This is a genomic window from Streptomyces cyaneus (genome assembly GCF_004028635.1).
GTDB classification, from domain to species: domain Bacteria; phylum Actinomycetota; class Actinomycetes; order Streptomycetales; family Streptomycetaceae; genus Streptomyces; species Streptomyces cyaneus.
The window spans coordinates 1-21334 of sequence record NZ_RQJW01000010.1 but is presented as its reverse complement, the minus strand read 5'-3'; the positions used below and the strand labels follow the sequence as shown (position 1 = coordinate 21334).

Genomic DNA, 21334 nt, shown 5'->3' with positions numbered 1-21334 from the left:
GGAGGGCCCGTGACCAGCTGGGTCGGCCGGACCGCCGCGGAGATCGCCGCCGCCGTACGCGAGAAGCAGGCCACGCCCCGTGAGGTGGTGGCCGAGCACCTGGCCCGTATCGAGCGGCTGGACGGCCGCGTCGGTGCCTTCCGGGTGGTCCGGGCCGAGGCGGCGCTGGCCGAGGCCGACGAGGTCGGCTCGCGTGCCGACCTCGCCGAACTGCCCCTGGCCGGCGTGCCGGTGGCCGTCAAGGACAACCTCGCGGTGCTCGGCGAGTCCAACCGCGTCGGCTCCGCGGCGACACCGGACACCCCGGCCGACCACGACCACGTCACCGTGGCCCGGCTGCGGGCGGCCGGCGCGGTGGTCGTGGGGCTGACGAACGTGCCGGAGCTGTGTGTCTTCGGCACCACGGAGGGCGTCCACGGCACCGCCCGCAACCCGTGGGACACCTCACGCACGGCGGGCGGTTCGTCCGGCGGCAGCGCGGCCGCCGTCGCCGCGGGCATGGCGCCGATCGCCCTCGGCAACGACGGCATGGGCTCCCTGCGCATACCGGCGGCCAACTGCGGCCTCGTCACCATCAAGCCCGGCACCGGCGTGGTCCCGGCCGGCATCAGCGACGGCGACTGGTTCGGCATGTCGGAGAACGGCCCACTGGCCACGACGGTCGAGGACGCCCGTCTGATGCTGTCGGTCATCGCCGGCACCGAACCCGATGCCGTACGCCCGGACGCGCCCCGCACGCACAAGATCGCCGTGTCCCTGCGCAGCCCGCTCACCGGGGTCGCCATCAGCAAGCCCTACACGACCGCCGCCCGGGAGGCCGCGGCGCTGCTGATCAAGGCCGGTCACCTGGTACGGCGCGCCGACCCGCCCTACCCGATGTCGCTGAGCCTGACGTCGCTCGCCCACTGGACGGCGGGCACGGCCGTCGACGCCGAAGGCCTCGACCCGCGCCGGCTCGCCCGCCGGACCCGGGTCCACGCGGCCGTCGGCCGGCGCTTCCTGCGCCAGGTGCGGGGCGGTGAGAGCCGGGAGCAGCTGCGCCGGCGTCTGGAGCCGTTCTTCGACGAGTACGACGTACTCCTGACCCCCGCCCTCGCCCGCCGCTCCCCCAAGTCCGAGCCCTGGCACGAGCGGGGCTGGCTGCGCAACATCATGGCCAACACCAACTACTCGCCGCTGACCCCGCCGTGGAACCTCACCGGCTGGCCCGCCATGTCCATCCCGTTCGGCACCCTGCCCTCCGGAGCGCCCTGCGCCATACAGCTGGTGGGGCGCCCCGGGACGGAGGCGGATCTGCTGGCGCTGGCGGAGCGGATCGAGACGCTGCGTCCGTGGCAGCGGACGGCACCGCTGGACTAGGTGTGCCGTCCGGGGACGTCGGTGGCGCCGGTCCCCGCGTGTGCGTGGACTTCAGTCGGTGATGTACCACTCGTCCTTGATGTACTCCAGGGTGTAGCTGCCGAGGTCGCTCTCGGAGAAGGTGGCGGAGGACCTGACGGCCTCGACCGGCATCTCGATCTTCTCGGGCGTTCGCACCACGACGCGCTGTGGGTCGACCGTCGCGGTCTGCAGAGCCTTCTTCTGCGCCGGCGAGATCATCCGGAACACGACGGCGTACGTCGTCGTGCACGGACCGAACCCTTGGTCCTGGGCCTTCTTCGCCGCGGGCCCGGCCACCTCGCAGACCGTGTCGATGTCCTCCCGGCCCAAGGCGTGGAGGTACTGCTCGTACCGCTGGATCGCGCCCTCCTTCGTCTTGGGCGCGGGCTGATCCCCGGAAGGTTCCGCCGGCGGCTCGTCAGCACCCCCGCAGGGTTCGTCGGTGAATACGCCTGGTAGTTGACGCGTCGGGTAGGGGCCCATCGGCCCGTTGAACCCCTTCACATGTTGCTGCGAACCCCACCACCCGGCGTACCCCCACCAGGGTTCGCGGTCGACGGGCCGGACGTTGTTCCACGTCTGCCACTCGACGCCGTCCTTCGAGGTCCGGTCGAACGCGACATCCACCCGGTGGTAGCCGGCAGTCGGGTAGGAGGCGTGTGAACCACGCGCCGAGTACACCGTCGGATGCCCGCCGCGCGGGTCGAGGTCCGACCACTTCACGCTGCACTGACTCTTGCCGTGCTTCGCGAACGTCACCGCCTCCGGCTTGCCGTCACGCAGCTGCACGGCGACGCGCTCCCAGTCACCCTCGTGCCTGTTGACCGCGGTCAGGTTGTTGTAGGCGTAGAAGAACCAGTACACGTACGCCGTGCGCGCGGGGTCGGTCTTGTGCTTGTGGTGCTCCCAGTAGACCGGCGCGCCGGGGCCTTCGCCCTTGCGCAACTCCGTCGGCGGGTCGAGATAGAAACCGGCGGCGACTTCGGTCGTGGGGTGTTCCTTTTCCCCGTGGCCCGGGCAGCCCATCGGCTTGGACGACGGCTTCCCCAGCTCCACCCGCTGGTGGCGGTAGCGGTCGGGCTCCGCGGTACGCAGGCCCAATCGCAGTGGGTCGACCGGGTCGGCCACCGGCGCCTCGTCACGGCAGAATCCTTCGTGGTCGAAGCGCAGCACGGACCGCTCGATGAATCGCGTTGCGTCCATCGGCATCAGCGACTCCTTCTTGGCGAGCCGCACGAGCGGCGCGAACCTGGCGGCCTCGGCCGCGGAGGCCTGCGAAGGCTCCGCGCCCGTGTACTCCTTCGGTTTCTCCGGGCCGCACGCCACCAGCACCCCGCAGGCCGCTACCGCCACGCTCACCATCGCCCGCACCCGTACCCGCACCCGGTCCCCCTTCGCTCGCCCCGCACCAGCCGACAGCACGTCAGGACATCACGCAGAATCCGGCAGAGCGGTTCCCCAGCGGTATCAGGCATGGCCCTCTCTGCTGTCGGGTAACGAACACCCGCTCGGATCGCCGCTGTCGGGGCGCTGCGAAGGGATGCCGCTGTGTGGCAGGACGACCCACCGGACGGATGGAGCCCGCAAGAGCGCAGGGTGTGGGAGGCCTACAGGGTCGGCGAGTGGTGCGAGAACGTGGCCGAGGTACGGGGCGGTACGCTCCGCCACCTGCTGATCGCCGCCCCCTCACCCCACCCCGGCTGCCAGGCCCGCCTGCGGCTGCGTGGCGCCCACGTCACCGGCGAGTTGGACCTCGCCGAGGTCACGGTCGCCGGGTCTGTCCGCCTGGATCGGTGCCGCTTCGATGACGCTGTCCGCCTCGACAACGCGCACCTCGAGGCCGCCCTCGCACTCAACGCCTGCACGATGCCGGGGCTGAGCCTGGTCGGCGCCCGCATCACACTGGAATGCGAGATCACCGCCTGCACCGTCACGGGCACAGTCGACCTGCGTTCCCTCACGGTCGGAAACCGGCTGTCGCTGAACGACACCGCCGTACACCCGTCCCATGGCGAGGCCGCCCTCGACGCACAGTCCATTGAGGTGGGCGAGGACTTCTGGGCCTCAGGCCTGGACTGCGCGGGAACGGTATTCCTGAACAACGCCCGCATACAAGACGTCCTGGCGTTCCGAGGTAGCCGCATCACAGGCGACTCGGGCCTTCAGGCACCCGAGTTGACGGTGGGCGGCGGTCTCTTCCTCGACTCCGGCTTCTCGGGCACCGGGCAGATCAACCTCTACGGTGCCTCCATCGGCGGATCTGTGAGGTTGGACGACTGCCGACTGGACGGACCCGGCGCGGGCCCGGGTGCGTACGCGTTGAACCTCTCCTGTGCGGAGATAGGCGGTGACATCTGGGCGGGGCGCGGTCTGGTCGTACAGGGCCCCGCCATTGTCCGGGACACCTCGGTGCGTGGCAGCGTCGTCCTCAGGGGGGCCCGGTTCGACATCTCCTCCGGCGTGCCGACCGCGGAGGCCGCTCTGGACGCCTCCCGGCTCCGCGTGGGCGGCGACATCGACTGCCGTGACGGCTTCACCGCGCACGGCATGATCGACCTGCGTGACTCCCGCATCGGCGGCTCCGTCCTCTTCGAAGGCGCCGAACTGACCGCCCTCGACAACCGACACCCCGCTCTGCGCGGCAACGGAGTGGAGACAGGTGGCGTGTTCAACCTGTGTGACGGCTTTACGGCGCACGGCAGGATCTCCCTCATCAGCGTCACGGTCCGCAGCCGTGCATGCTTTGATGACGCAGTCCTCGCCGCACCCGCCGACGAGTGGGCAGTGAGTTTTATCGGATCGTCCGCAACCATCCTCTCGCTTCACCTGCGCGAGGCACCGGCGGGAGTAATCGATCTACGCCAGAGCAGAATCGGGTTGCTGGAGGACGCTCCTGCCGCCTGGCCTACCGGACTCGTCCTTGACGGAGCCGTCTACGACAACCTGCACCCCGCGCTCCCCGCTCGGGCGCGCTTGCCCTGGCTGTCCCGTGATCCCGCCGGATTAGTACCCCAGCCGTACGAACAGCTCGCCGCCACCTACCAGCGCCAGGGCCAGGACGCCGACGCCCGTGCAGTCCTGGTCGCCAAGCACCGCAGCATGCGACGCACATTGTCGCCACCGGCCAGGCTGTGGAGCCTGCTCCAAGACGCGACGGTGGGCTACGGCTACCGCCCGCTGCGCGCCGTCTGGCTGCTGCTGTGTCTCCTGACGACCGGAACGGCCCTCTTCAGCGCCTGGCCCCCGATGGCCGTGGGCGACGGCAAGGTGCCGCCCTTCCAACCCGCGATCTACACGCTCGACCTGCTGCTGCCTCTCGTCGATCTGGGTCAGGAACGCTCCTACGCCCCGACCGACTTCGCTCAGTGGGCCGCCGTCGTACTGGTCGGGATGGGCTGGCTCCTGGCCACGACGGTCGCGGCCGGAGCGAGCAGGGTGCTGCGCCGGGCGTAGGGCCCCTGGCGCCTAGGCCGTCGCCGCGAACGGCCCGTCGGCGGTGAACGCCAGCCGGGCGAAGCGTTCGCCGATACGGCGGTGGGTGGCGGCGTCGGGGTGGAGGTCGTCGGGGAGGGGGAGTTCGGCGGCGTCGGTCTCGCCGTAGAGGTCACGGCCGTCGAGGTAGTGCAGGTTGGGGTCGTCGGCCGCCCGCTGCTTGACGATCCGGGACAGCTCGTCCCGGATGACGCCCAACGTCAGCTTGCCGCTCGCGCGTTCCGCCGGGTCGCCCATGGCGACGAACCGCAGTCGTCCGCTGCTCAGGGCGCTGAAGTCGGGGGCGCAGGGTCCGGGCGTCTCCTCGTGGATCGGGCACAGGATGGGCGACACGACCAGCAGCGGTGTAGTCGGGTGCCCTTCCCGGACGGTGTCGAGGAAGCCGTGGACCGCGGGGCCGAAGGCGCGCAGCCGCATCAGGTCCAGGTTGACCAGGTTGATACCGATCTTGACGCTGATGAGGTCGGCAGGGGTGTCGCGCAGCGTGCGTGCGGTGAACGGATCGAGCAGGGCGCTCCCGGCCAGGCCCAGGTTGACCAGCTCCACGCCGCCGAGGGAGGCGGCGAGGGCGGGCCAGATGCCGGTGGGGCTCGCCGCGTCCGAGCCGTGGCTGATCGAACTGCCGTGGTGCAGCCACACCCTGCGGCCAGGATCGCGCGCGGGCTCGACGGGGGCGTCGGTGCGCAGGCCGATCAGTTCGGTGGTCTCGTTGTGCGGCAGCCAGATCTCGACGTCCTTGTCGCCGTCGGGCAGCCCGGTGAAGCGCACGGTGCCCGGCCGGCCGGGCCGGTGCTCGGCGGTCCCGGCGGCCATGTCGACGATCACGACGTTGCCGTCGGTCACGCTGCCCTGCCCCGCGGGACGGCCGTCGACGACCAGATCGTATACACCGTGCGGGCGGGGTGGGGCACCCACATAGGTGCGTTTGGTGGGCAGTGTGTCCAGCTCGACGGCGGTCGCTGCGGTGCGGAAGGCCAGCCGTACACCGGAGGGCTGGGACTCGGCCATCGCCAGCTGCCCGTCGGTGTTCTGGGCTCGTGCCCGTGCGGGCAGCCGGTGCGGCAGTACGCCGTGCTCGGTGTGCTCGACGTCGAGGGCGCCGCGCAGGAGGTCGGCGGTGACGGGCGTGGTGATCCAGTCGTGCTCGGTGTCCATGTCCTCAGCCTGTCGGTCAGGGGGTGGGCTCGGTGGGCCAGTTGCGCAGCAGGGCGTCGAGGGCGTCCAGGATCCGGGTCCAGGTCTCCTCGGAGTCGGGGGCGCTGTGACTGAAGCCGCCCGCCGCCTCCAGGCTGGAGTAGCCGTGGAAGACGCTGCCCAGAAGCCGTACGGCATGCGTCGCGTCCGGCTCCGTCAGGTCGTAGCCGCGCAGGATCGCCCGCGTCATCTGCGCGTGCCGGACGCCGGCGCTGGCGGCCGCCGTCTCCGGGTCGAGCCGCATGCGCGCGGCGGCCGCGCGTCCGGGGCGGTCGCGCTCGTAGTCGCGGTAGACGTTGGCAAAGGCGACGAGCGCGTCCTTGCCGGCCCGTCCGGCCACGGCGTCGGCGGCCCGGTCGGCCAGCTCCTCCAGCGCGAACAGGGCGATGCGCGTCTTGAGGTCCTGGGAGTTCTTCACATGCGAGTACAGGCTCGCGACCTTGACGTCGAAGCGCCGGGCGAGCTCCGACACGGTCACCTGCTCGAAGCCGACCTCGTCGGCGAGCTCCGCACCCGCTCGGACCAGGCGCTCCGTGGTCAGTCCTACGCGTGCCACAACCGTCCTCCCATTCGCCAGAGGCGATTATGCATTTGCCTAAAGCTTTTAGGCAAACAGGGAAGACATGGAGGCGGTCACCTAAAGGGCCGCCTAAAGGGCTCGGTACATGATGTGCAGGCCCACCCGCCCGTGCCGGGGATGTTCGAAGGCGTCCGGGACCGTGCCGAGAATCGTGAAGCCGAGGGAGGTCCACAGGGCCACGGCCGGGTTGGTCTCGACTACGGCGTTGAAGACCATGCCCCGGTAGCCGTCGGCCTTGGCCGCGGCCAGGATGTACTCGGCGAGGGCGCGGCCGATGCCGCGGCCCCCGCGGTCGGGGTCGACCATGAAGCCGGCGTTGGCGATCCGGGCGGCGGGGCCGCCGTAGTTGGGGGTGACGTAGGCGGAGGCGACGACCGCGCCCGCATCGTCCTCGACGACATGGACGCGCTTGGCCGGGTTCATCCACAAGGCCCGGGCCGCATCCTCGGAGGTGTCCGGGTCCCATGCATAGGTCTCGCCGGCGGCGACGATCCGACGCCAAAAAGGCCAAATCCGCGGCCAGTCGTCGGCCGCGGCTTCTCTGATCAGCATGGGCGTGAGTCTCGCACGCCCATGCGGTCGGCGATCGCGAAGGGTTCTGCCCCGTCGGTCGACCCGATCAGTCGACGCTGGGCAGGATGTGGGGCTCGGCGAGGTCGTCCTCGTAGCCCGCCAGGCGAATGGGGGCGGACCTGGCCCACACATCGAGACTGCCGATCTCGTTCGACCGGCCGCCCGCGCGCTCCGCGGGTTCCTTGGGGCGCTGTTCGCGATTCGTCTTCTCAGGTGTCACCGCGCACTCCTTCTGTGTCGGATCACCCTCGGGGCGGGCCGGCCGGTCTGCGGTCCGGCACCTGACGCCCGCTCGGGTCTTAACTCAAAGTCGGCTCGGACGCGGTGGCGCCGGTAACTGGTGTGCGAGCAGGCCGTTGTGCACCGGCTTGTCCCGGGACGGACGGTGGGTGTGGGTTGGGACCCTGTAGAGCTGTCCGTCCGCTACAGACTAACCAAATGAGCGGGTACCCGCTCGATGGGGCTGCAAACAAGGTGTAACTATCCGGAGTCAATCGGTATTTACCAGCCCGCCTATTCACCTGTTTGTTACAGAATGCACCGTTTGAAAGTCACTCGTTCGGCTCAACATGATCTTCTTGCCCGGCGCGCGACGCGAGCACGCCGCGCAGTTCAAGTCCCGTTGGCCGATTCGCAAGGCGGCCATGATCTGCTGCCGTACGGCAACGGCTTGTCCGGCGGGAGGACTGACGCATGGAGCTGCGCAGTGTCGAAGAGCTGATGGATCTGCTGAACGCCTGCCGGGGCACCCGGGACACCCCGGGCCTCGACAGGACCCGAGTCGATCTCCACCAACACGCGCTGCAGACCGCCGCTCTGCTGCGCCGCAGCCGCCCCGCCGACAAGGAGCTCCAGGTCGCGGGGCTCGTTCATGCCATCGGCCCGCTGCTGGGCCCGGCCGACGTGGCCCGATACTCCGACTGCGCGGCGGACGCGGTGCGGCCGCTCCTCGGCGAACGGGTCTCCCGCCTCGTCCGTGACCAGTGCCGGGCCCTGGACTCCGCCGACGACGACCTGGTCCGCCTGCGTCAGGCCGACGAGGAGGGCCGCAGCGCCGAGTTCGACGCCGGGGTGCTGGAGGACTGGCGCGCGGTACTGGAGCTGGTGGCGGCCAGGAACTCGCCGCTGGGGGCTGCCAACTGACGCCCCGTCATGAGACCGTACGGCGATGACGTCGTCGTACGGACTTGATGGCAGGGCCGCCATTGTCACCGGCGCCACGCGCGGCATCGGACACGCCGTCGCCCGGCAACTGGCGGCCGCCGGAGCGCTGGTGTGCGTGACCGCGCGGGACCCCGACGAGGTACGGCGCACGGCTGCCGAGCTGGGCGGCGTCGGAGTGGCCGGCAGTGTGGCCGACCCGGGCCATCTGCGGGCGGTCGTGGACCTGGCCCTGCGCGAGTTCGGCCGGATCGACGTCCTGGTGAACAACGCGGCGACGAACCTGCCGTACGGCCCTCTCATGGACGTCGATCCGTGCGCTTGGCATGAGGCCTTCGCCGTGAACGTCGAGGCGCCCCTGCGGCTCGTGCAGTGCGCCTGGCGGGCCTGGATGGGCGAACACGGCGGTGCGGTGGTCAACGTCTGCACGGAGGGCGCCGCCCATGTCGGCCCCGATATCGGCGCATACGGCACCAGCAAGGCGGCCCTCGCCCACCTGACCCAGCAGCTCGCGGGCGAACTGGGCCCGAAGGTGCGGGTCAACTCGGTGTCCCCCGGGCTGGTCCGCACCGAGATGGCACGCTTCGTATGGGAGCCGGGCGAGGAGGCGGTGGCCGCCGGGCTGCCGCTGGGTCGGATCGGGGAGCCGGAGGACGTGGCGCGGGCGGTGGTGTGGCTGGCGTCGGACGCGGCGGAGTGGGTGACGGGGGCGGATCTGCTGGTCGACGGAGGCACGCGGGTACGCGCGGCCGACCCAGGGGCGCGGGGAACTGCGCGACCGGCCCCCTACGACCCGCAGCCTCCCACCGGCGTCGTCACCCCACCCCCGTACCCGTAGGGGCCTACCACTTGCCCGGCGTGTAGTCCTTCAGGAAGACCCCGTACACGTCCTCGCCCGCCTCACCGCGCACCACCGGGTCGTAGACCCGCGCCGCACCGTCGACCAGGTCGAGCGGAGCGTGGAACCCCTCCTCGGCGAGGCGCAGCTTGTCGAAGTGGGGCCGCTCGTCGGTGATCCAGCCGGTGTCGACGGACGTCATCAGGATGCCGTCGCTCTGGAACATCTCCTGCGCGCTGGTCCGCGTGACCATGTTCATCGCGGCCTTGGCGGCGTTGGTGTTCGGGTGGCCCGCGCCCTTGTAGCCGCGGCCGAAGACGCCCTCCATCGCCGAGACGTTCACGACGTACGCGCGTCCGCTCGTCGCCTTCTTCGCGGCGTCGGCCATGGCCGGGCGGAGCTTGCTGATCAGGATGAACGGCGCCGTGTAGTTGCACAGCTGGGTCTCGAGGAGCTCCACCGGGGAGATCTGCTCGATGGTCTGCACCCAGGTGTTGGTGTCGACGACGTCGGGGACGAGGCCGCCCGCATCGATGGCGGTGCCGTCGAGGTGCCGGGCGACGCTGGCGTTGCCCGCGACCAGGGCGAGGTCGGCGACCTGCTGGGCGTCGAGGCCGGAGATCCCGACGGGCAGCGCGGCCAGGCCGTCGACGGCGCCGGAGCCGAAGGCGCCGATCACGTGATGGGCGGGCAGCTCACCGGCGGGCAGCGGGGCGCTCTCGCCGTCGACCAGGGCGGCGTAGGCGGAGGGCAGCCGGCGTACGGTCTGGGTCGCGTTGTTGATCAGGATGTCGAGCGGGCCCGCCTCCGCGACCTGGTCGGCGAGGGCGACGGCCTGGGCCGGGTCGCGCAGGTCGATGCCGACGACCTCCAGGCGGTGCATCCAGTCCGCCGAGTCGTCCATGGCCTTGAAGCGGCGGATGGCGTCCTTCGGGAAGCGCGTGGTGATCGTGGTGTGCGCGCCGTCACGCAGCAGCCTGAGCGCGATGTACATGCCGATCTTGGCGCGGCCGCCGGTGAGCAGGGCGCGCTTGCCGGTGAGGTCGGCGCGGGCGTCGCGCTTGCCGCGGTTCAGGCGGGCGCAGTCCGGACAGAGCTGGTGGTAGAAGTAGTCGACTTCCACGTACCGGGTCTTGCAGGTGTAGCAGGAGCGCGGGCGCTGGAGTATCCCCGCGATCTTTCCTTCGTCGGTCGCCGACGACGGGAGGATGCCCTCCGTCTCGTCGTCGATGCGCTGGGCGGAGCCGGTCGCCGTGGCCTCCGTGACCGCCTTGTCGTGCGCGGTCTTGGCGGCCCGGCGCTCCTGGCGGCGGCGCTGCTTGACGGTGCGGTAGATGCCGGCGGTGGCCCGGCGCACGGCGATGGCGTCGGGGTGGTCGACCTCCAGCTTGTCGAGCTCGTCGAGCACGCTGAGGCAGACGGCCAGCCGCTCGGGGTCGATGCCGGGGCCGTATCCGACCTCGTCACCGGGCTCGTGCACGACCTCGTGCGTCGTAGCCGAGCCTTCCTCTGTCACCGTCATCGCGCTGCCGTTTCCGTGATCACCCGCGCGGCGCTCCGACCGCGTCCGCTTTCGAACGGGGAATTGTACGGAGCGCCGGGCCGGTCCTCCAAAAACCGGCGAACGGGCCGAAGAACGATCCCGACGGACGAGGGCTCAAGGACCGCAGGCGATGATCAGCTCCGCCACCTCCTCGGACACGGCCCTGGCGAGGACGTCGAGGTCCGGTACGGCCTCGGCGTCGGCGACGAGTCCGTAGTGGACGCGTCCGCGGTACGTCGAGATCGCGATCGCCAGGGACTGGCCGCGGGCCAGCGGGGCGAACGGGAAGACCTCGGTGACCTGGTGGCCGCCGAGCTTCAGGGCGATGCCGGGCAGCGGCACGCTGGTGACCAGGATGTCGAACCAGAGCCGGGCGGCCTGGCCGACGAGCGGTCCGCCGAGCCGGTGACCGAGCGCCGGCACGTGGTCGGCGAGCAGGGCGACGGCGCCCGCACCCCGGTTGGGGCCGGCGTCCTTGTTGCGGTCCATGGCGGTGCGGACCGTGGCGAGGCGGCGCAGCGGGTCGGGGTCGTCGACCGGAAGCCGTATCAAGTAGCCGGACAGCCGGTTGCCCTGCGGGTGCGCGGTGCGCGGCCGGCGCTTGGAGACGGGGATCAGGGCGCGGGGCGCGACGCCCTCGCTGCCGTCGCCGCGCTCGTCGAGCCAGCGGCGCAGGGCGCCCGCGACGACCGCGATGAGGACGTCGTTGACGGTGCCGCCGACGGCTTTGCGGACCACGTGCACGTCGTCGATGTCGACCACGACACCGGCCGTACGTCGGGTGCCGCTCGGCTCCGCGGTCAGCGCGGACGACGAGCGCACACCCAAGGTGGACACGGCGACCGAGGCCCCGATGTCGAGGGCCCGACCCACGTCGGACACGGCGCCGCGCAGCAGCCCCGGCAACTTGCGCACATCCGGAAGTCGACTGCCCCGCGGCTCCTCGGGACGGGGTTTGCGCGCGGGCATGTCCATCGGGTCCAGGACGGCAGCGGCGAGCGTCAGCGCGCGCAGGCCGTCGGCGAGGGCGTGGTGGAACTTGAACAGCACGGCGAAGGACACGCCGTCCTCCCCGGGCAGCACATGCGCCTCCCAGGGCGGCCGGCCGCGCTCCAGCGGGCGCTCCATGAGCCGGCCCGCCTCCGCCTGGAAGTCGGCGGTCGGGGCGTGCAGCCGGACATGGTCCAGGGGGTCGAAGTCGGGGGCGGGCTCACGGGTCGCGCCCCCGAAGGAGAACGGCTGGAGGAGGCCCAGCGGCTGCCAGGCGTCACGGATGCGCATCCGCAGTCCCGGCACGGCGGCGGCGCGGGCGGCGAGCAGGTCGGCCGCGTGGGCACCGGCGGTGGGCGAGTGCGCCGTGAACACTCCGAGCGCGCCCAGGTGCATGGGGTGTTCGGCGGACTCGATGTTCCAGAACGCCAGGTCGAGAGGTGCGAGCAGGTCAGAAGTCAATGGCTTGCCTCGCGTCGACGAAGGGTGGATCAGCAGTCAATCGCCCTTGGCCGATTACGGTCAAGTACGATCAAGCTACGCACAGTTAACAGCAGATTAAGTCCCACCCCTCGTGATAGGGGCGGGACTCATGGTGCATATGAGGTCACTTCAACACAGGTTGCGGCGCCGGGCATCCCGTGGGTGTCACCCGGGAGGCGTCACGGATGAGCGCCTCGTGACCGGCCTCGAGCCGCGCCGCGTCCGGTTTCAGTACGGCGCGGTCGTAGGCCAGGAGCCCGTTCAGCTCACCCTCGACGTCAGAGATCAGGGTCGGCCAGCTTGGTGAGGTAGTCGTCGGTACAGGTCGCCGGGGCGACGTCGACGTACGACTGCCGCTGTACTCCCCGGTGACCAGTACCCGTTCGCCGTCGGGGCGCGGTGGCAGGGCCGGGCTCGGGTAGCCGTGCTCGTCCATGATGTCGCCGGCGCCGCCGTCGGCACCGAGATTCAGCCCCGACTGGTTGTTGCCCACCGGGTCGGATCCCAGGCGCACCGAGTCGAAGCCGAGCTTCTTGTGCGCCTTCAGGTCGTACGCGAGGGCGTCGTCGGTCGGCGCGGCGTGCAGGCCGTCGGGCCAGAAGCCCTGGTTCGATAGCCGCTCCCGTGCGCGCGTCGCGCCCGCGGTGCCGATGACCGTCCACTGCGCCACCAGTGCGGTCGTCTTCACCGCGCCGGCCATGAGCGCCGGAGCCTCGAAGCCGCCTGCCGAGCTCGCGTCCTGGTCGGCGATCAACTGGTCAATACGCTGACCACCTCGTCGACCAGGCTGTGCGCGCGGGACATCAAGACAGGCGGAGCCTCGATGCCCGCGGCCAGGCACAGCGCCTGACGCCGCGCCTCGCCGCGGGAGGTCCCGTGACGTTCTGCGTTCGGCGGTCAGCCGAAGACGAGCTCGACGTCCTTGTCCAGGCAGAGCCTCATGACTGCAACGAGTCGGCGGGCGTCGTCGATGCGCCGTCGGAGAACGGGATCGCTGCCATCGTGTTGCCGCTGGTCGATGATTGCTTCCTGCTCCACGGACGGTCTCCGCCGAAGCCGTACATCTCGGTGTGGTCGAACCCCTCACTCCGGGCCAGCCACTCCCTGAACATGTGGAAACCGCTGTAGGACCAGGAGACGTCCGGACTGGTCACGTCGTCATCTCCGAGGAAGAGCACGAGCCCCATCCTGCCCTCCTCGCTCGCAGGGCCCAGGATCGGTCGAGGGGAGGAGTGTCGGCAACCGAAATGATCTGCCGTGTGGCTCGGTGCCGCACAGTGGGCGTGTGCCTACGACGCCCTGTTGTCTCCAGGGGGCGGCTAGGACACCCCCTGCCCCTTCCCCAGGGCGATCACGCCGCCCTTGGACACGGTGTACAGCTCCGCGTCCCGCTCCGGGTTGACGCCGATCGTCGCGCCCGGGGGCACCTCGACGTTCTTGTCGAGTACGGCTCCGCGCACCACCGCGCCCCGCCCGATGCGTACGTTGTCGTGCAGCACCGCCCCCTGCACCACGGCGCCCGGGTCGACCACCACCCCCGGCGACAGCACGGACCGCGTGACCTGCCCGCGTATCAGGCAACCGGCACTGATGATGGACTCGCTGGCCATGCCGCCCGCGTTGAAGCGGGCCGGGGAGAGCTGGTTGGAGTGGGTGTAGATGGGCCAGCTGCGGTTGAAGAGATTGAAGGCGGGGCGCTCGGCGATCAGGTCCATGTGGGCGTCGTAGTACGCGTCCAGGGTGCCGACGTCCCGCCAGTAGCCCCGGTCGCGGTTGGTCTCGCCGGGGACATGGTTGGCGCTGAAGTCGTACAGCTGGGCCTCGCCCCGGTCGGTCAACTGGGGCAGGATCGAACCGCCCATGTCGTGCACGGAGTTCTCGTCCTCGGCATCCCGCTGGAGCGCCTCGACGAGGGTCTTGGTGGTGAAGATGTAGTTGCCCATCGAGGCGAAGACGGTCTCCGGGTCGTCGGGGAGGCCGGGCGGGTCGGCGGGCTTCTCCAGGAAGCGCTCCACGGTCAGGCCGTCCGAACCGGGGCTGATCACGCCGAAGGACGACGATTCGCTCCGCGGCACGCGGATGCCCGCCACCGTGACGCCCGCGCCGCCCTCGATGTGCTGGGCGAGCATCTGGCGCGGGTCCATCCGGTACACGTGGTCGGCGCCGAACACCACGACGTACTCGGGGCGTTCGTCGTAGATCAGGTTGAGGGACTGAAGGATGGCGTCCGCGCTGCCGAGGTACCAGCGCGGGCCGAGCCGCTGTTGGGCGGGGACGGGGGTGACGTAGTTGCCCAGCAGGCTGGACATGCGCCAGGTCGTGGTGATGTGCCGGTCCAGCGAGTGCGACTTGTACTGCGTGAGGACGCAGATGCGCAGGATGTCGCCGTTGACGAGGTTGGAGAGGACGAAGTCGACGAGGCGATACGTTCCTCCGAAGGTGACCGCGGGTTTCGCGCGGTCCGCGGTCAGCGGCATCAGGCGCTTGCCTTCTCCGCCCGCCAGTACGATTCCGAGCACCGAAGGTCCGCCACGACGCATGGCCGCTCCCCTCACCGTGGTTGATGCCAGCCTGCCCCTGTGTAGCGCGCGCTAAGCCTGTTTGAGGATCTCCCCGTAGAGCCGGACCGTCCGCCGCGCCACCGCGTCCCAGCCGAACTCCCCCACGGCGCGCTCCCGTCCGGCCTCGCCCATCCGGCGGGCGGTCTCCGGGTCGCCGATCACCGAGTCCAGCGCCCTCGCGAGGCCCGCCTCGAAGTCGTCGTCCAGCGGGACGAGCAGACCTGTCTTGCCGTCGTCGACGACCTCGGGAATGCCGCCGACCTGCGAGGCCACCACGGGAGTTCCGCAGGCCATCGCCTCCAGGTTGACGATGCCGAGGGGTTCGTACACCGACGGGCATACGAACACTGCGGCGTGTGTGAGGAGTTGGATCACTTCCGGGCGCGGCAGCATCTGCGGGATCCAGAGCACGCCCTCGCGGACCCGGCTCAACTCCTGGTAGAGATCGCGGAATTCCTGGTCGATCTCGGGGGTGTCGGGCGCTCCGGCGCACAGGACTACCTGCGCGGCCGGGTCGATGTCCCGTACCGCGCGCAGCAGATGCGGTACGCCCTTCTGGCGGGTGATGCGGCCGACGAACAGCACGTACGGACGGTCGGCGTCGAGGCCGAAGCGCGCGAGGACGTCGGTGCGGCGGTCGGGCCGGTAGAGGGTGGTGTCGATGCCGTTGTGCACGATGTGGACCCTGGCCGGGTCCAGCGCCGGATAGCAGCTGAGGATGTCCTCACGCATGGCCCCGGAGACGGCGATCACCGCGTCGGCGGCCTCGATCGCGGTGCGCTCGGCCCAGCTGGAGAGGGCGTATCCGCCGCCGAGTTGCTCGGCCTTCCAGGGCCGCAGCGGCTCCAGTGAGTGGGCGGTCATCACATGCGGGATGCCGTACAGGAGCTTGCCGAGGTGACCGGCGAGATTGGCGTACCAGGTGTGGGAGTGGACGAGTTGGCAGCCTTCGAGGCCGGCGGCCATCGCCAGGTCCACGGAGAAGGTGCGCAGCGCGTCGTTGGAGGTGTCGAGCGCCGACCAGGGGCGGTGGCGCTGCACGCCGACCGCGCGTCCCTCGCCCCAGCAGTGCACCTCCAGGTCGACGAGATCCCTCAACTCCCGGGCGAGGAACTCGACATGGACGCCCGCGCCGCCGTACACATCCGGCGGGTATTCCCGGGTCAGCAGTCCCACTCGCACCCGGAACCCCCTGTTCTCAGCGGCTGGTTGCCCTTTCATGGTCACCCAGATGAGGCGCGTGGGGAAGAGCGCGGGGGTCGTGTGAAGCAACAGTCACCGCACACGCCACCGCCGGGCACGCGGTAGTAGAGGCAGCAGCTGCGGCGCCGGAACGCGGTTTCGGTGAGGGTGCCGGTGCCGGCGAGCAGGGGGTGGCCGAAAATTTCCGTGGTCAGGGCGCGGGCCCGGGCGGCGGTGTCCGTACGGCCGTTGGCACGCGCCCACTGGTCCAGTTGCCGGGCCGCTCCCGCGAGGGCGGATCCGGCGTTGCCCCACAGCAGGCCCGCCGCGACGCGGTACTCGGTACTCAGGGCGGCGGTCAGCGGCTGAAGGTGGCCGTGCAGGAGGACGTCCGCGATGGTCGCCGGGTCCGCGGGGAGTGGGCGCACCTCGGTGAGCCACAGGTCGTCGGGGGCGCTGCCGTCGGGGTCCCAGTGCAGCAGGCGAGGGTCGAGGTCGGGGATCCGGCCGTACAGGGCGGCGCAGCCGAGCGTCACCGACCACAGGCGGGCCGCGAGTCCCTGCTGGGCCACCGAGGAGGCGATCCGCAACTCGGGGGCGCGTAGGGCGTTCGCGACTTTCCGGACGCGGAAAGCCAGGGGATTTCCCTGGGGGGCCGATGCGGGTTCGGCGTACGCCTGCGCCAGGGTCGGGAGTGGCTGAAGTGCTGCCCCTGTGGTGCGTAGTACGAAGAAGCCGCCGAGCGGCCGGAGCGCGGCGAGATCGGGGTCGAGGTCCACGAAGAGCAGTAGTACCAAGGCCCGTCGGGGATATCACCTGGGGGTCTCCACCCGGGGTCACCCGCCTTGGGGATGAGACCACCGCCGTAATACTCCATCGGCAGTACGACACAGTGCGTGCTCTGGTACGACGACGGGAAGAGCTTTTCGAGGCATCGTGTTGATTATGGAAGCCGACCGATCGCCGCGCCGGGGTCACCGCCCCCGCTTCACGCAGAGGAGCAGCGCATGAGCGCCCTCGCGTTGTCCGTGCTCCTGTCGCTCATCTCCGCGGTCGCGTACGCGGGCGGGGCGATCGTACAGGAGCGTGTCGCGGTGTCCTCTCCGGGCCAGCAGTTCGCGCCGATGCGCCGGCCGGGCTGGTGGGCGGCGGTCGCGCTGAACGGCCTCGGCGGTCTGCTGCACGTGGTGGCGCTGGCTTTCGGCCCGCTGAGCCTGGTGCAGCCGCTCGGTGCCCTGACGATCGTGTTCGCGCTGCCGATGGCGGCGCTGTTCGTGGGCCGCAAGGCCGGGTCGACGGCCTGGCGGGGCGCGATCATGGCGACCGTGGGTCTCGCCGGGCTGCTGTCCCTGGTCGGCTCCTCCGAGTCGCACTCGCTGGCCACGGCCGAGCGGGTGGGCGTGGCCCTGGTGACCGGCGGCCTCGTCGTGACGCTGATGATCGCGGGCCGGGCGGCCCACCGCCACCCGGCGGTGCGCAGCATGCTGCTCGCGACCGGGTCCGGCATAGCCTTCGGCATGTCCTCGGTGTTCACGAAGATCGTCGCGGTGGACTGGAACGGCGGTGTGTCCGCGGCCGACGTGCCGACCCTGGCCACGATAGGCGTCTTCGCCACGGCCGGGCTGCTGCTGTCCCAGGCCGCCTACCGGGGCGCGGGCCTCGCAGCACCGCTGGCCACGCTGACGGTCGTGAACCCGGTGGTGGCGGCCGCGGTCGGCATCACGATGTTCGGCGAAACCTTCCGCTACGGCACCACGGGCACCCTGCTCGCCCTGGGCTGCGGCGTGGTGGCGGCGGGTGGCCTGATCCTGCTGACCACGGAGCGGATCGCACGTACGGAGGCCGAGGCGGCCTTGCCCGAGGCGGCCTTGCCGGAGCCGATGCTGTCCGGGCCTGCCGTGGAGCCGGTGCGCGCCGAGGAACTGCTGGCGGGCGTTCCGGAGCAGCCCGGGACGATGCCGCGTGCGGAGATCCTCGTACCGGACAGGATCGAGGGCATCCTCATACCGGCCCAGGTCGCGGAGGGCGCGTACGAGGACGGCGAGCCGCCGCACCCGGAGGGCAGCCCCCCGAACCTCTACGGCCCGTTCTACGGCGGCCCGTACGTCCCGATGCCGGTCGTCGACCGGCACCGCATCCGCGTCAAATCCTGACGCCACCGGCCCGGAGATAGGCCACCGGGTCGATGTCCGCGCCGAAACCGGGCCCCGTCCGCACCTCGAAGTGCAGATGCGGGCCCGTGCTGTTGCCCGTGGACCCGGAGCGGCCGATGCGCTGACCGGCTCCCACCGACTGCCCGGACTTCACGGAGATGGCGGAGAGGTGGGCGTACTGGGTGTAGCGGCCGTCGTTGTGCCGGATCACCACCTGGTAGCCGAAGGAACCACCCCACCCCGCGTCGACCACCTGACCGGCCCCGACCGACTTCACGGAGGTACCGGTCGGGACGGGGAAGTCGACGCCGGTGTGGTAGCCCTTCGACCACGACGAGCCGGCCTTGCGGTACGGGGTGCTCGCGGGGGAACTCACCGGGGCGACCAGCGAGCGACTGGCCGTCGCGGACTGCTTCTCCCGGTCGGCGGCTTTGCGGTCCGCGGCTTTACGGTCGGCGGCTTTGCGGTCCGAAGAGGTCTTCTCGGGCGAGGACGAGGATGTCGAGGGGGAGGTCGGCCGGGTCGTCGTCGGGGCGGCCTTGCCGTGCAGCGCGAGCCGTTGACCGGGCAGGATCAGGTCCGGATCCGCCCCGATCGCCTGCCGGTTCGCGGCGTACAGCCCCTGCCAACCGCCCTTGACCTGCTGCGACTCTGCGATCCCCGAGAGGGTGTCGCCGCGGACGACCGTGTACATCTCGGCCGTGCCGGCCCGGGACTGGGGTGTGGTCTGCGGCTGGACGTCCTGGACCGAGGTCTTCCTGACCGAGGTCTTGCCGGTGGTGCCGGCGGGGTGGATGTCGGGGGTGCCCCCGTCCCGGGTCAGCCCGGCCCGTACCGAGCACGCCGGCCAGGCGCCCGGCCCCTGCCCGTCCAGTACCTTCTCCGCGACGGCGATCTGCTGGTCCTTGGTGGCCAGATCGGCCCGCGCCGCGTACCGGGTACCGCCGTACGCCTCCCACGTCGACTGGGCGAACTGCAGCCCGCCGTAGTAGCCGTTGCCGGTGTTGACGTGCCAGCGGTTGGTCGACTCGCACGCGGCGACCTTGTTCCAGGTGTCCACGTCGGCCGCCTGCGCGGCACCTGCGCCGATGAGCGGGAGCGCCATCCCGGCGCCGCCCGCGGTGACGGTGAGTGAGGCGCGGTTGATTCTGTTCGGCTGGTACCGGCGGTGCCGACCGCGTACGGCCATGACGGAGCCCCCCATTGACATGCGTCAGGAGGGGCAAAAGTAAGCGCTGCGAACAGGCCATGACAAGACGGCAATTCAGCCGCCTCTTCACGCCAAGTGGCGCGGAACCGGCGCACGTTGCCCGACATCCGAACGACATCCGAACGGCGCCCGAACGGCGCCCGGGACGGCTGAGTGCGCCGGGGCCTTCCGTGCGTATCTGCCTGCGCGACATCGCGCCACCCCGGATGTGCGGTCGGGATACCGGCACGTCAGGATGGACGATGGGGCAATACTGGCGGGCATGACCGGCACCGCTGATATATCGAGGTCACTAGGAGCCAACGCATGAGCACTTCGGCGCAGATCGGCGTCACGGGTCTCGCGGTCATGGGCCGCAATCTCGCCCGCAACTTCGCCCGCAACGGCTACACGGTCGCGGTGCACAACCGGACGCCGGCGCGTACGCGGGCGCTGGTGGAGGAGTTCGGGAGCGAGGGCGAGTTCATCCCGGCCGAGTCCGCCAAGGACTTCGTGGCGGCGCTGGAGCGGCCGCGGCGGCTGGTCATCATGGTGAAGGCCGGTGAGCCGACCGACGCGGTGATCCAGGAGTTCGCCCCGCTCCTGGAGCCCGGCGACATGATCATCGACGGTGGCAACGCACACTTCGCCGACACCCGGCGCCGCGAGCGGGACCTGCGCGAGCAGGGCATCCACTTCGTCGGCATGGGCGTCTCCGGCGGCGAGGAGGGCGCGCTGCACGGGCCGAGCATCATGCCGGGCGGCCCGAAGGAGTCGTACGACTCTCTCGGTCCCATGCTGGAGAAGATCTCCGCGAAGGCGAAGGACGGCGCGCCCTGCGTGACGCACGTCGGCCCCGACGGCGCCGGGCACTTCGTGAAGATGGTGCACAACGGCATCGAGTACGCCGACATGCAGCTCATCGGCGAGGCGTACCAGCTGCTGCGGGACGTCGGCGGGTACGAGCCCGCCCAGATCGCGGAGATCTTCCGCACCTGGAACCAGGGCCGGCTGGACTCCTACCTGATCGAGATCACCGCCGAGGTGCTGTCCCACGTGGACGCGGCGACGGGCAAGCCGTTCGTGGACGTGGTGGTCGACCAGGCCGAGCAGAAGGGCACGGGCCGCTGGACCGTGCAGATCGCCCTGGACCTGGGCGTGCCGGTCTCGGGCATCGCGGAGGCCGTCTTCGCCCGCTCCCTGTCCGGGCACGCGGCGCTGCGGGACGCCTCCCGCGGGCTGGCCGGCCCGACGGCCACGCCGCTGGGCGAGGCGGAGGCCGCGGCCTTCGCCGACCGGGTCGAGCAGGCGCTGTACGCGTCGAAGATCGTGTCGTACACGCAGGGCTTCCACGAGATCGACGCGGCGCGCGCGGAGTACGACTGGGACATCGACCTGGGCGCCGTCTCGGCGATCTGGCGTGGTGGCTGCATCATCCGCGCGGCGTTCCTGGACCGGATCCGCGCGGCGTACGACGCCCGGGCCGATCTGCCGAGCCTGCTGTCCGACGACACGTTCGCGCAGGAGATCGCCGCGGCGCAGGACGACTGGCGTGAGGTGATCATCGCGGCGACCCGGCAGGGTGTGCCGACGCCGGGCTTCGCGGCGGCCCTCGCGTACTACGACGCCCTGCGCGCCGAGCGGTTGCCTGCGGCGCTCACGCAGGGGCAGCGGGACTTCTTCGGGGCGCACACGTACCGGCGGACCGACCGGGACGGGTCGTTCCACACGCTGTGGGGCGGGGACCGGTCCGAGGTGGCGGGCTAAGAACTCGGGAGGTCGGTCCGTACTGCGACTGCGGGGGCGTGGGGGGGGGGGGGGGGGGGGGGGGGGGGGGGGGGGGGGGGGGGGGCCGGGGGGGGGGGGGGGGGGGCGGGCGGGCGGGGGGGGCGGGGGGGGGGGGGGGGCGGGGGTCCGGGGGCGGGGGGGGGGGGCCCGGGGGGGGGCGGCGCCCCGGGCGTGGGGGGTGGACCCGGGGTCGGAGGCGGTCCCGGGGTCGGGGACGGCCCGGGCGT

18 protein-coding genes and 1 pseudogene are annotated in these 21334 nt (G+C 71.1%); 6 read left to right on the top strand and 13 right to left on the bottom strand.

Going from position 1 to position 21334, the window contains the following annotated elements; genetic code table 11:
* The first annotated feature begins 9 nt into the window (after positions 1-9).
* On the top strand, positions 10-1359 hold the full coding sequence (locus EHO50_RS32355; protein WP_128434798.1) for an amidase: 1350 nt from the start codon (positions 10-12) through the stop codon (positions 1357-1359).
* Positions 1360-1410: 51 nt separating this feature from the next.
* Here EHO50_RS32355 and EHO50_RS32350 read toward each other — a convergent pair whose 3' ends face one another.
* On the bottom strand, positions 1411-2763 hold the full coding sequence (locus EHO50_RS32350; RefSeq protein ID WP_246101624.1) for a hypothetical protein: 1353 nt from the start codon (positions 2761-2763) through the stop codon (positions 1411-1413).
* Positions 2764-2976: 213 nt separating this feature from the next.
* Between EHO50_RS32350 and EHO50_RS32345 the strand changes: the two genes are divergently transcribed.
* Positions 2977-4833, top strand: coding sequence for a pentapeptide repeat-containing protein (locus EHO50_RS32345; RefSeq protein ID WP_128434797.1), 1857 nt, complete (start codon positions 2977-2979; stop codon positions 4831-4833).
* Between the two features lie 12 nt (positions 4834-4845).
* Here EHO50_RS32345 and EHO50_RS32340 read toward each other — a convergent pair whose 3' ends face one another.
* From EHO50_RS32340 to EHO50_RS44215, 4 genes are all read right to left on the bottom strand, one after another.
* Entirely contained in the window at positions 4846-6027 is a 1182-nt protein-coding gene (locus tag EHO50_RS32340; protein WP_128434796.1) for a GDSL-type esterase/lipase family protein, read from the bottom strand.
* 16 nt (positions 6028-6043) lie between these two features.
* Positions 6044-6622 carry a TetR/AcrR family transcriptional regulator gene (locus tag EHO50_RS32335; protein ID WP_128434795.1) on the bottom strand — a complete coding sequence of 193 codons (579 nt, stop codon included), beginning with the start codon at positions 6620-6622 and terminating at the stop codon, positions 6044-6046.
* A 93-nt stretch (positions 6623-6715) separates the two neighbouring features.
* The gene (locus tag EHO50_RS32330; RefSeq protein ID WP_128434794.1) at positions 6716-7198 is read right to left on the bottom strand and encodes a GNAT family N-acetyltransferase; all 483 of its coding nucleotides are present in this window, start codon (positions 7196-7198) and stop codon (positions 6716-6718) included.
* Between the two features lie 67 nt (positions 7199-7265).
* Positions 7266-7439, bottom strand: coding sequence for a hypothetical protein (locus EHO50_RS44215; RefSeq protein WP_164905007.1), 174 nt, complete (start codon positions 7437-7439; stop codon positions 7266-7268).
* A gap of 473 nt (positions 7440-7912) precedes the next feature.
* Between EHO50_RS44215 and EHO50_RS32325 the strand changes: the two genes are divergently transcribed.
* A complete protein-coding gene (locus EHO50_RS32325) occupies positions 7913-8362 on the top strand; it encodes an HD domain-containing protein (RefSeq protein ID WP_128434793.1) in 450 nt (149 codons plus the stop codon).
* A 25-nt stretch (positions 8363-8387) separates the two neighbouring features.
* A complete protein-coding gene (locus EHO50_RS32320) occupies positions 8388-9218 on the top strand; it encodes an SDR family oxidoreductase (RefSeq protein WP_128434792.1) in 831 nt (276 codons plus the stop codon).
* Positions 9219-9222: 4 nt separating this feature from the next.
* Here the strand turns inward: EHO50_RS32320 and EHO50_RS32315 are convergent, their stop codons facing one another.
* The 7 genes and pseudogenes from EHO50_RS32315 to EHO50_RS32285 all read right to left on the bottom strand — a co-directional run bounded on the left by EHO50_RS32315 (position 9223) and on the right by EHO50_RS32285 (position 16756).
* Positions 9223-10740, bottom strand: coding sequence for an SDR family NAD(P)-dependent oxidoreductase (locus EHO50_RS32315; RefSeq protein ID WP_128434791.1), 1518 nt, complete (start codon positions 10738-10740; stop codon positions 9223-9225).
* A 135-nt stretch (positions 10741-10875) separates the two neighbouring features.
* A complete protein-coding gene (locus EHO50_RS32310) occupies positions 10876-12213 on the bottom strand; it encodes a wax ester/triacylglycerol synthase family O-acyltransferase (RefSeq protein WP_128434790.1) in 1338 nt (445 codons plus the stop codon).
* A 145-nt stretch (positions 12214-12358) separates the two neighbouring features.
* Positions 12359-12844 (bottom strand): annotated as a pseudogene (locus tag EHO50_RS32305) (hypothetical protein); the annotation flags it as partial.
* Between the two features lie 328 nt (positions 12845-13172).
* Positions 13173-13421 (bottom strand): hypothetical protein, encoded by a 249-nt coding sequence (locus EHO50_RS32300; protein WP_342787014.1) that lies wholly within the window; start codon positions 13419-13421, stop codon positions 13173-13175.
* A 132-nt stretch (positions 13422-13553) separates the two neighbouring features.
* Positions 13554-14774 (bottom strand): glucose-1-phosphate adenylyltransferase, encoded by a 1221-nt coding sequence (gene glgC, locus EHO50_RS32295; protein WP_128434789.1) that lies wholly within the window; start codon positions 14772-14774, stop codon positions 13554-13556.
* Between the two features lie 51 nt (positions 14775-14825).
* On the bottom strand, positions 14826-15977 hold the full coding sequence (gene glgA / locus EHO50_RS32290; RefSeq protein WP_128434788.1) for a glycogen synthase: 1152 nt from the start codon (positions 15975-15977) through the stop codon (positions 14826-14828).
* Between the two features lie 41 nt (positions 15978-16018).
* Positions 16019-16756 carry a (2Fe-2S)-binding protein gene (locus EHO50_RS32285; protein ID WP_246101622.1) on the bottom strand — a complete coding sequence of 246 codons (738 nt, stop codon included), beginning with the start codon at positions 16754-16756 and terminating at the stop codon, positions 16019-16021.
* A gap of 228 nt (positions 16757-16984) precedes the next feature.
* Here EHO50_RS32285 and EHO50_RS32280 point away from each other — a divergent pair, with 228 nt between their 5' ends.
* Positions 16985-18130, top strand: a complete 1146-nt coding sequence (locus EHO50_RS32280; RefSeq protein ID WP_181449733.1) for a DMT family transporter — start codon at positions 16985-16987, stop codon at positions 18128-18130.
* Here the strand turns inward: EHO50_RS32280 and EHO50_RS32275 are convergent.
* A complete protein-coding gene (locus tag EHO50_RS32275) occupies positions 18120-19319 on the bottom strand; it encodes a transglycosylase family protein (protein WP_128434785.1) in 1200 nt (399 codons plus the stop codon). The two genes, EHO50_RS32280 and EHO50_RS32275, sit on opposite strands and share 11 nt — an antisense overlap.
* Positions 19320-19646: 327 nt before the next feature.
* Here EHO50_RS32275 and gndA point away from each other — a divergent pair, with 327 nt between their 5' ends.
* Positions 19647-21086, top strand: a complete 1440-nt coding sequence (gene gndA / locus EHO50_RS32270; RefSeq protein ID WP_128434784.1) for an NADP-dependent phosphogluconate dehydrogenase — start codon at positions 19647-19649, stop codon at positions 21084-21086.
* The last annotated feature ends 248 nt before the right edge of the window (positions 21087-21334 follow it).

Coding starts and splice junctions, on each gene's coding strand:
- gndA (WP_128434784.1), top strand. CDS start 19,647: ATGAGCACTTCGGCGCAGATCGGCGTCACGGGTCTCGCGGTCATGGGC.
- EHO50_RS32325 (WP_128434793.1), top strand. CDS start 7,913: ATGGAGCTGCGCAGTGTCGAAGAGCTGATGGATCTGCTGAACGCCTGC.
- EHO50_RS32340 (WP_128434796.1), bottom strand. CDS start 6,027: ATGGACACCGAGCACGACTGGATCACCACGCCCGTCACCGCCGACCTC.
- glgC (WP_128434789.1), bottom strand. CDS start 14,774: ATGCGTCGTGGCGGACCTTCGGTGCTCGGAATCGTACTGGCGGGCGGA.
- EHO50_RS32280 (WP_181449733.1), top strand. CDS start 16,985: ATGAGCGCCCTCGCGTTGTCCGTGCTCCTGTCGCTCATCTCCGCGGTC.
- EHO50_RS32275 (WP_128434785.1), bottom strand. CDS start 19,319: ATGGCCGTACGCGGTCGGCACCGCCGGTACCAGCCGAACAGAATCAAC.
- EHO50_RS32320 (WP_128434792.1), top strand. CDS start 8,388: ATGACGTCGTCGTACGGACTTGATGGCAGGGCCGCCATTGTCACCGGC.
- EHO50_RS32330 (WP_128434794.1), bottom strand. CDS start 7,198: ATGCTGATCAGAGAAGCCGCGGCCGACGACTGGCCGCGGATTTGGCCT.
- EHO50_RS32315 (WP_128434791.1), bottom strand. CDS start 10,740: ATGACGGTGACAGAGGAAGGCTCGGCTACGACGCACGAGGTCGTGCAC.
- EHO50_RS32300 (WP_342787014.1), bottom strand. CDS start 13,421: ATGGGGCTCGTGCTCTTCCTCGGAGATGACGACGTGACCAGTCCGGAC.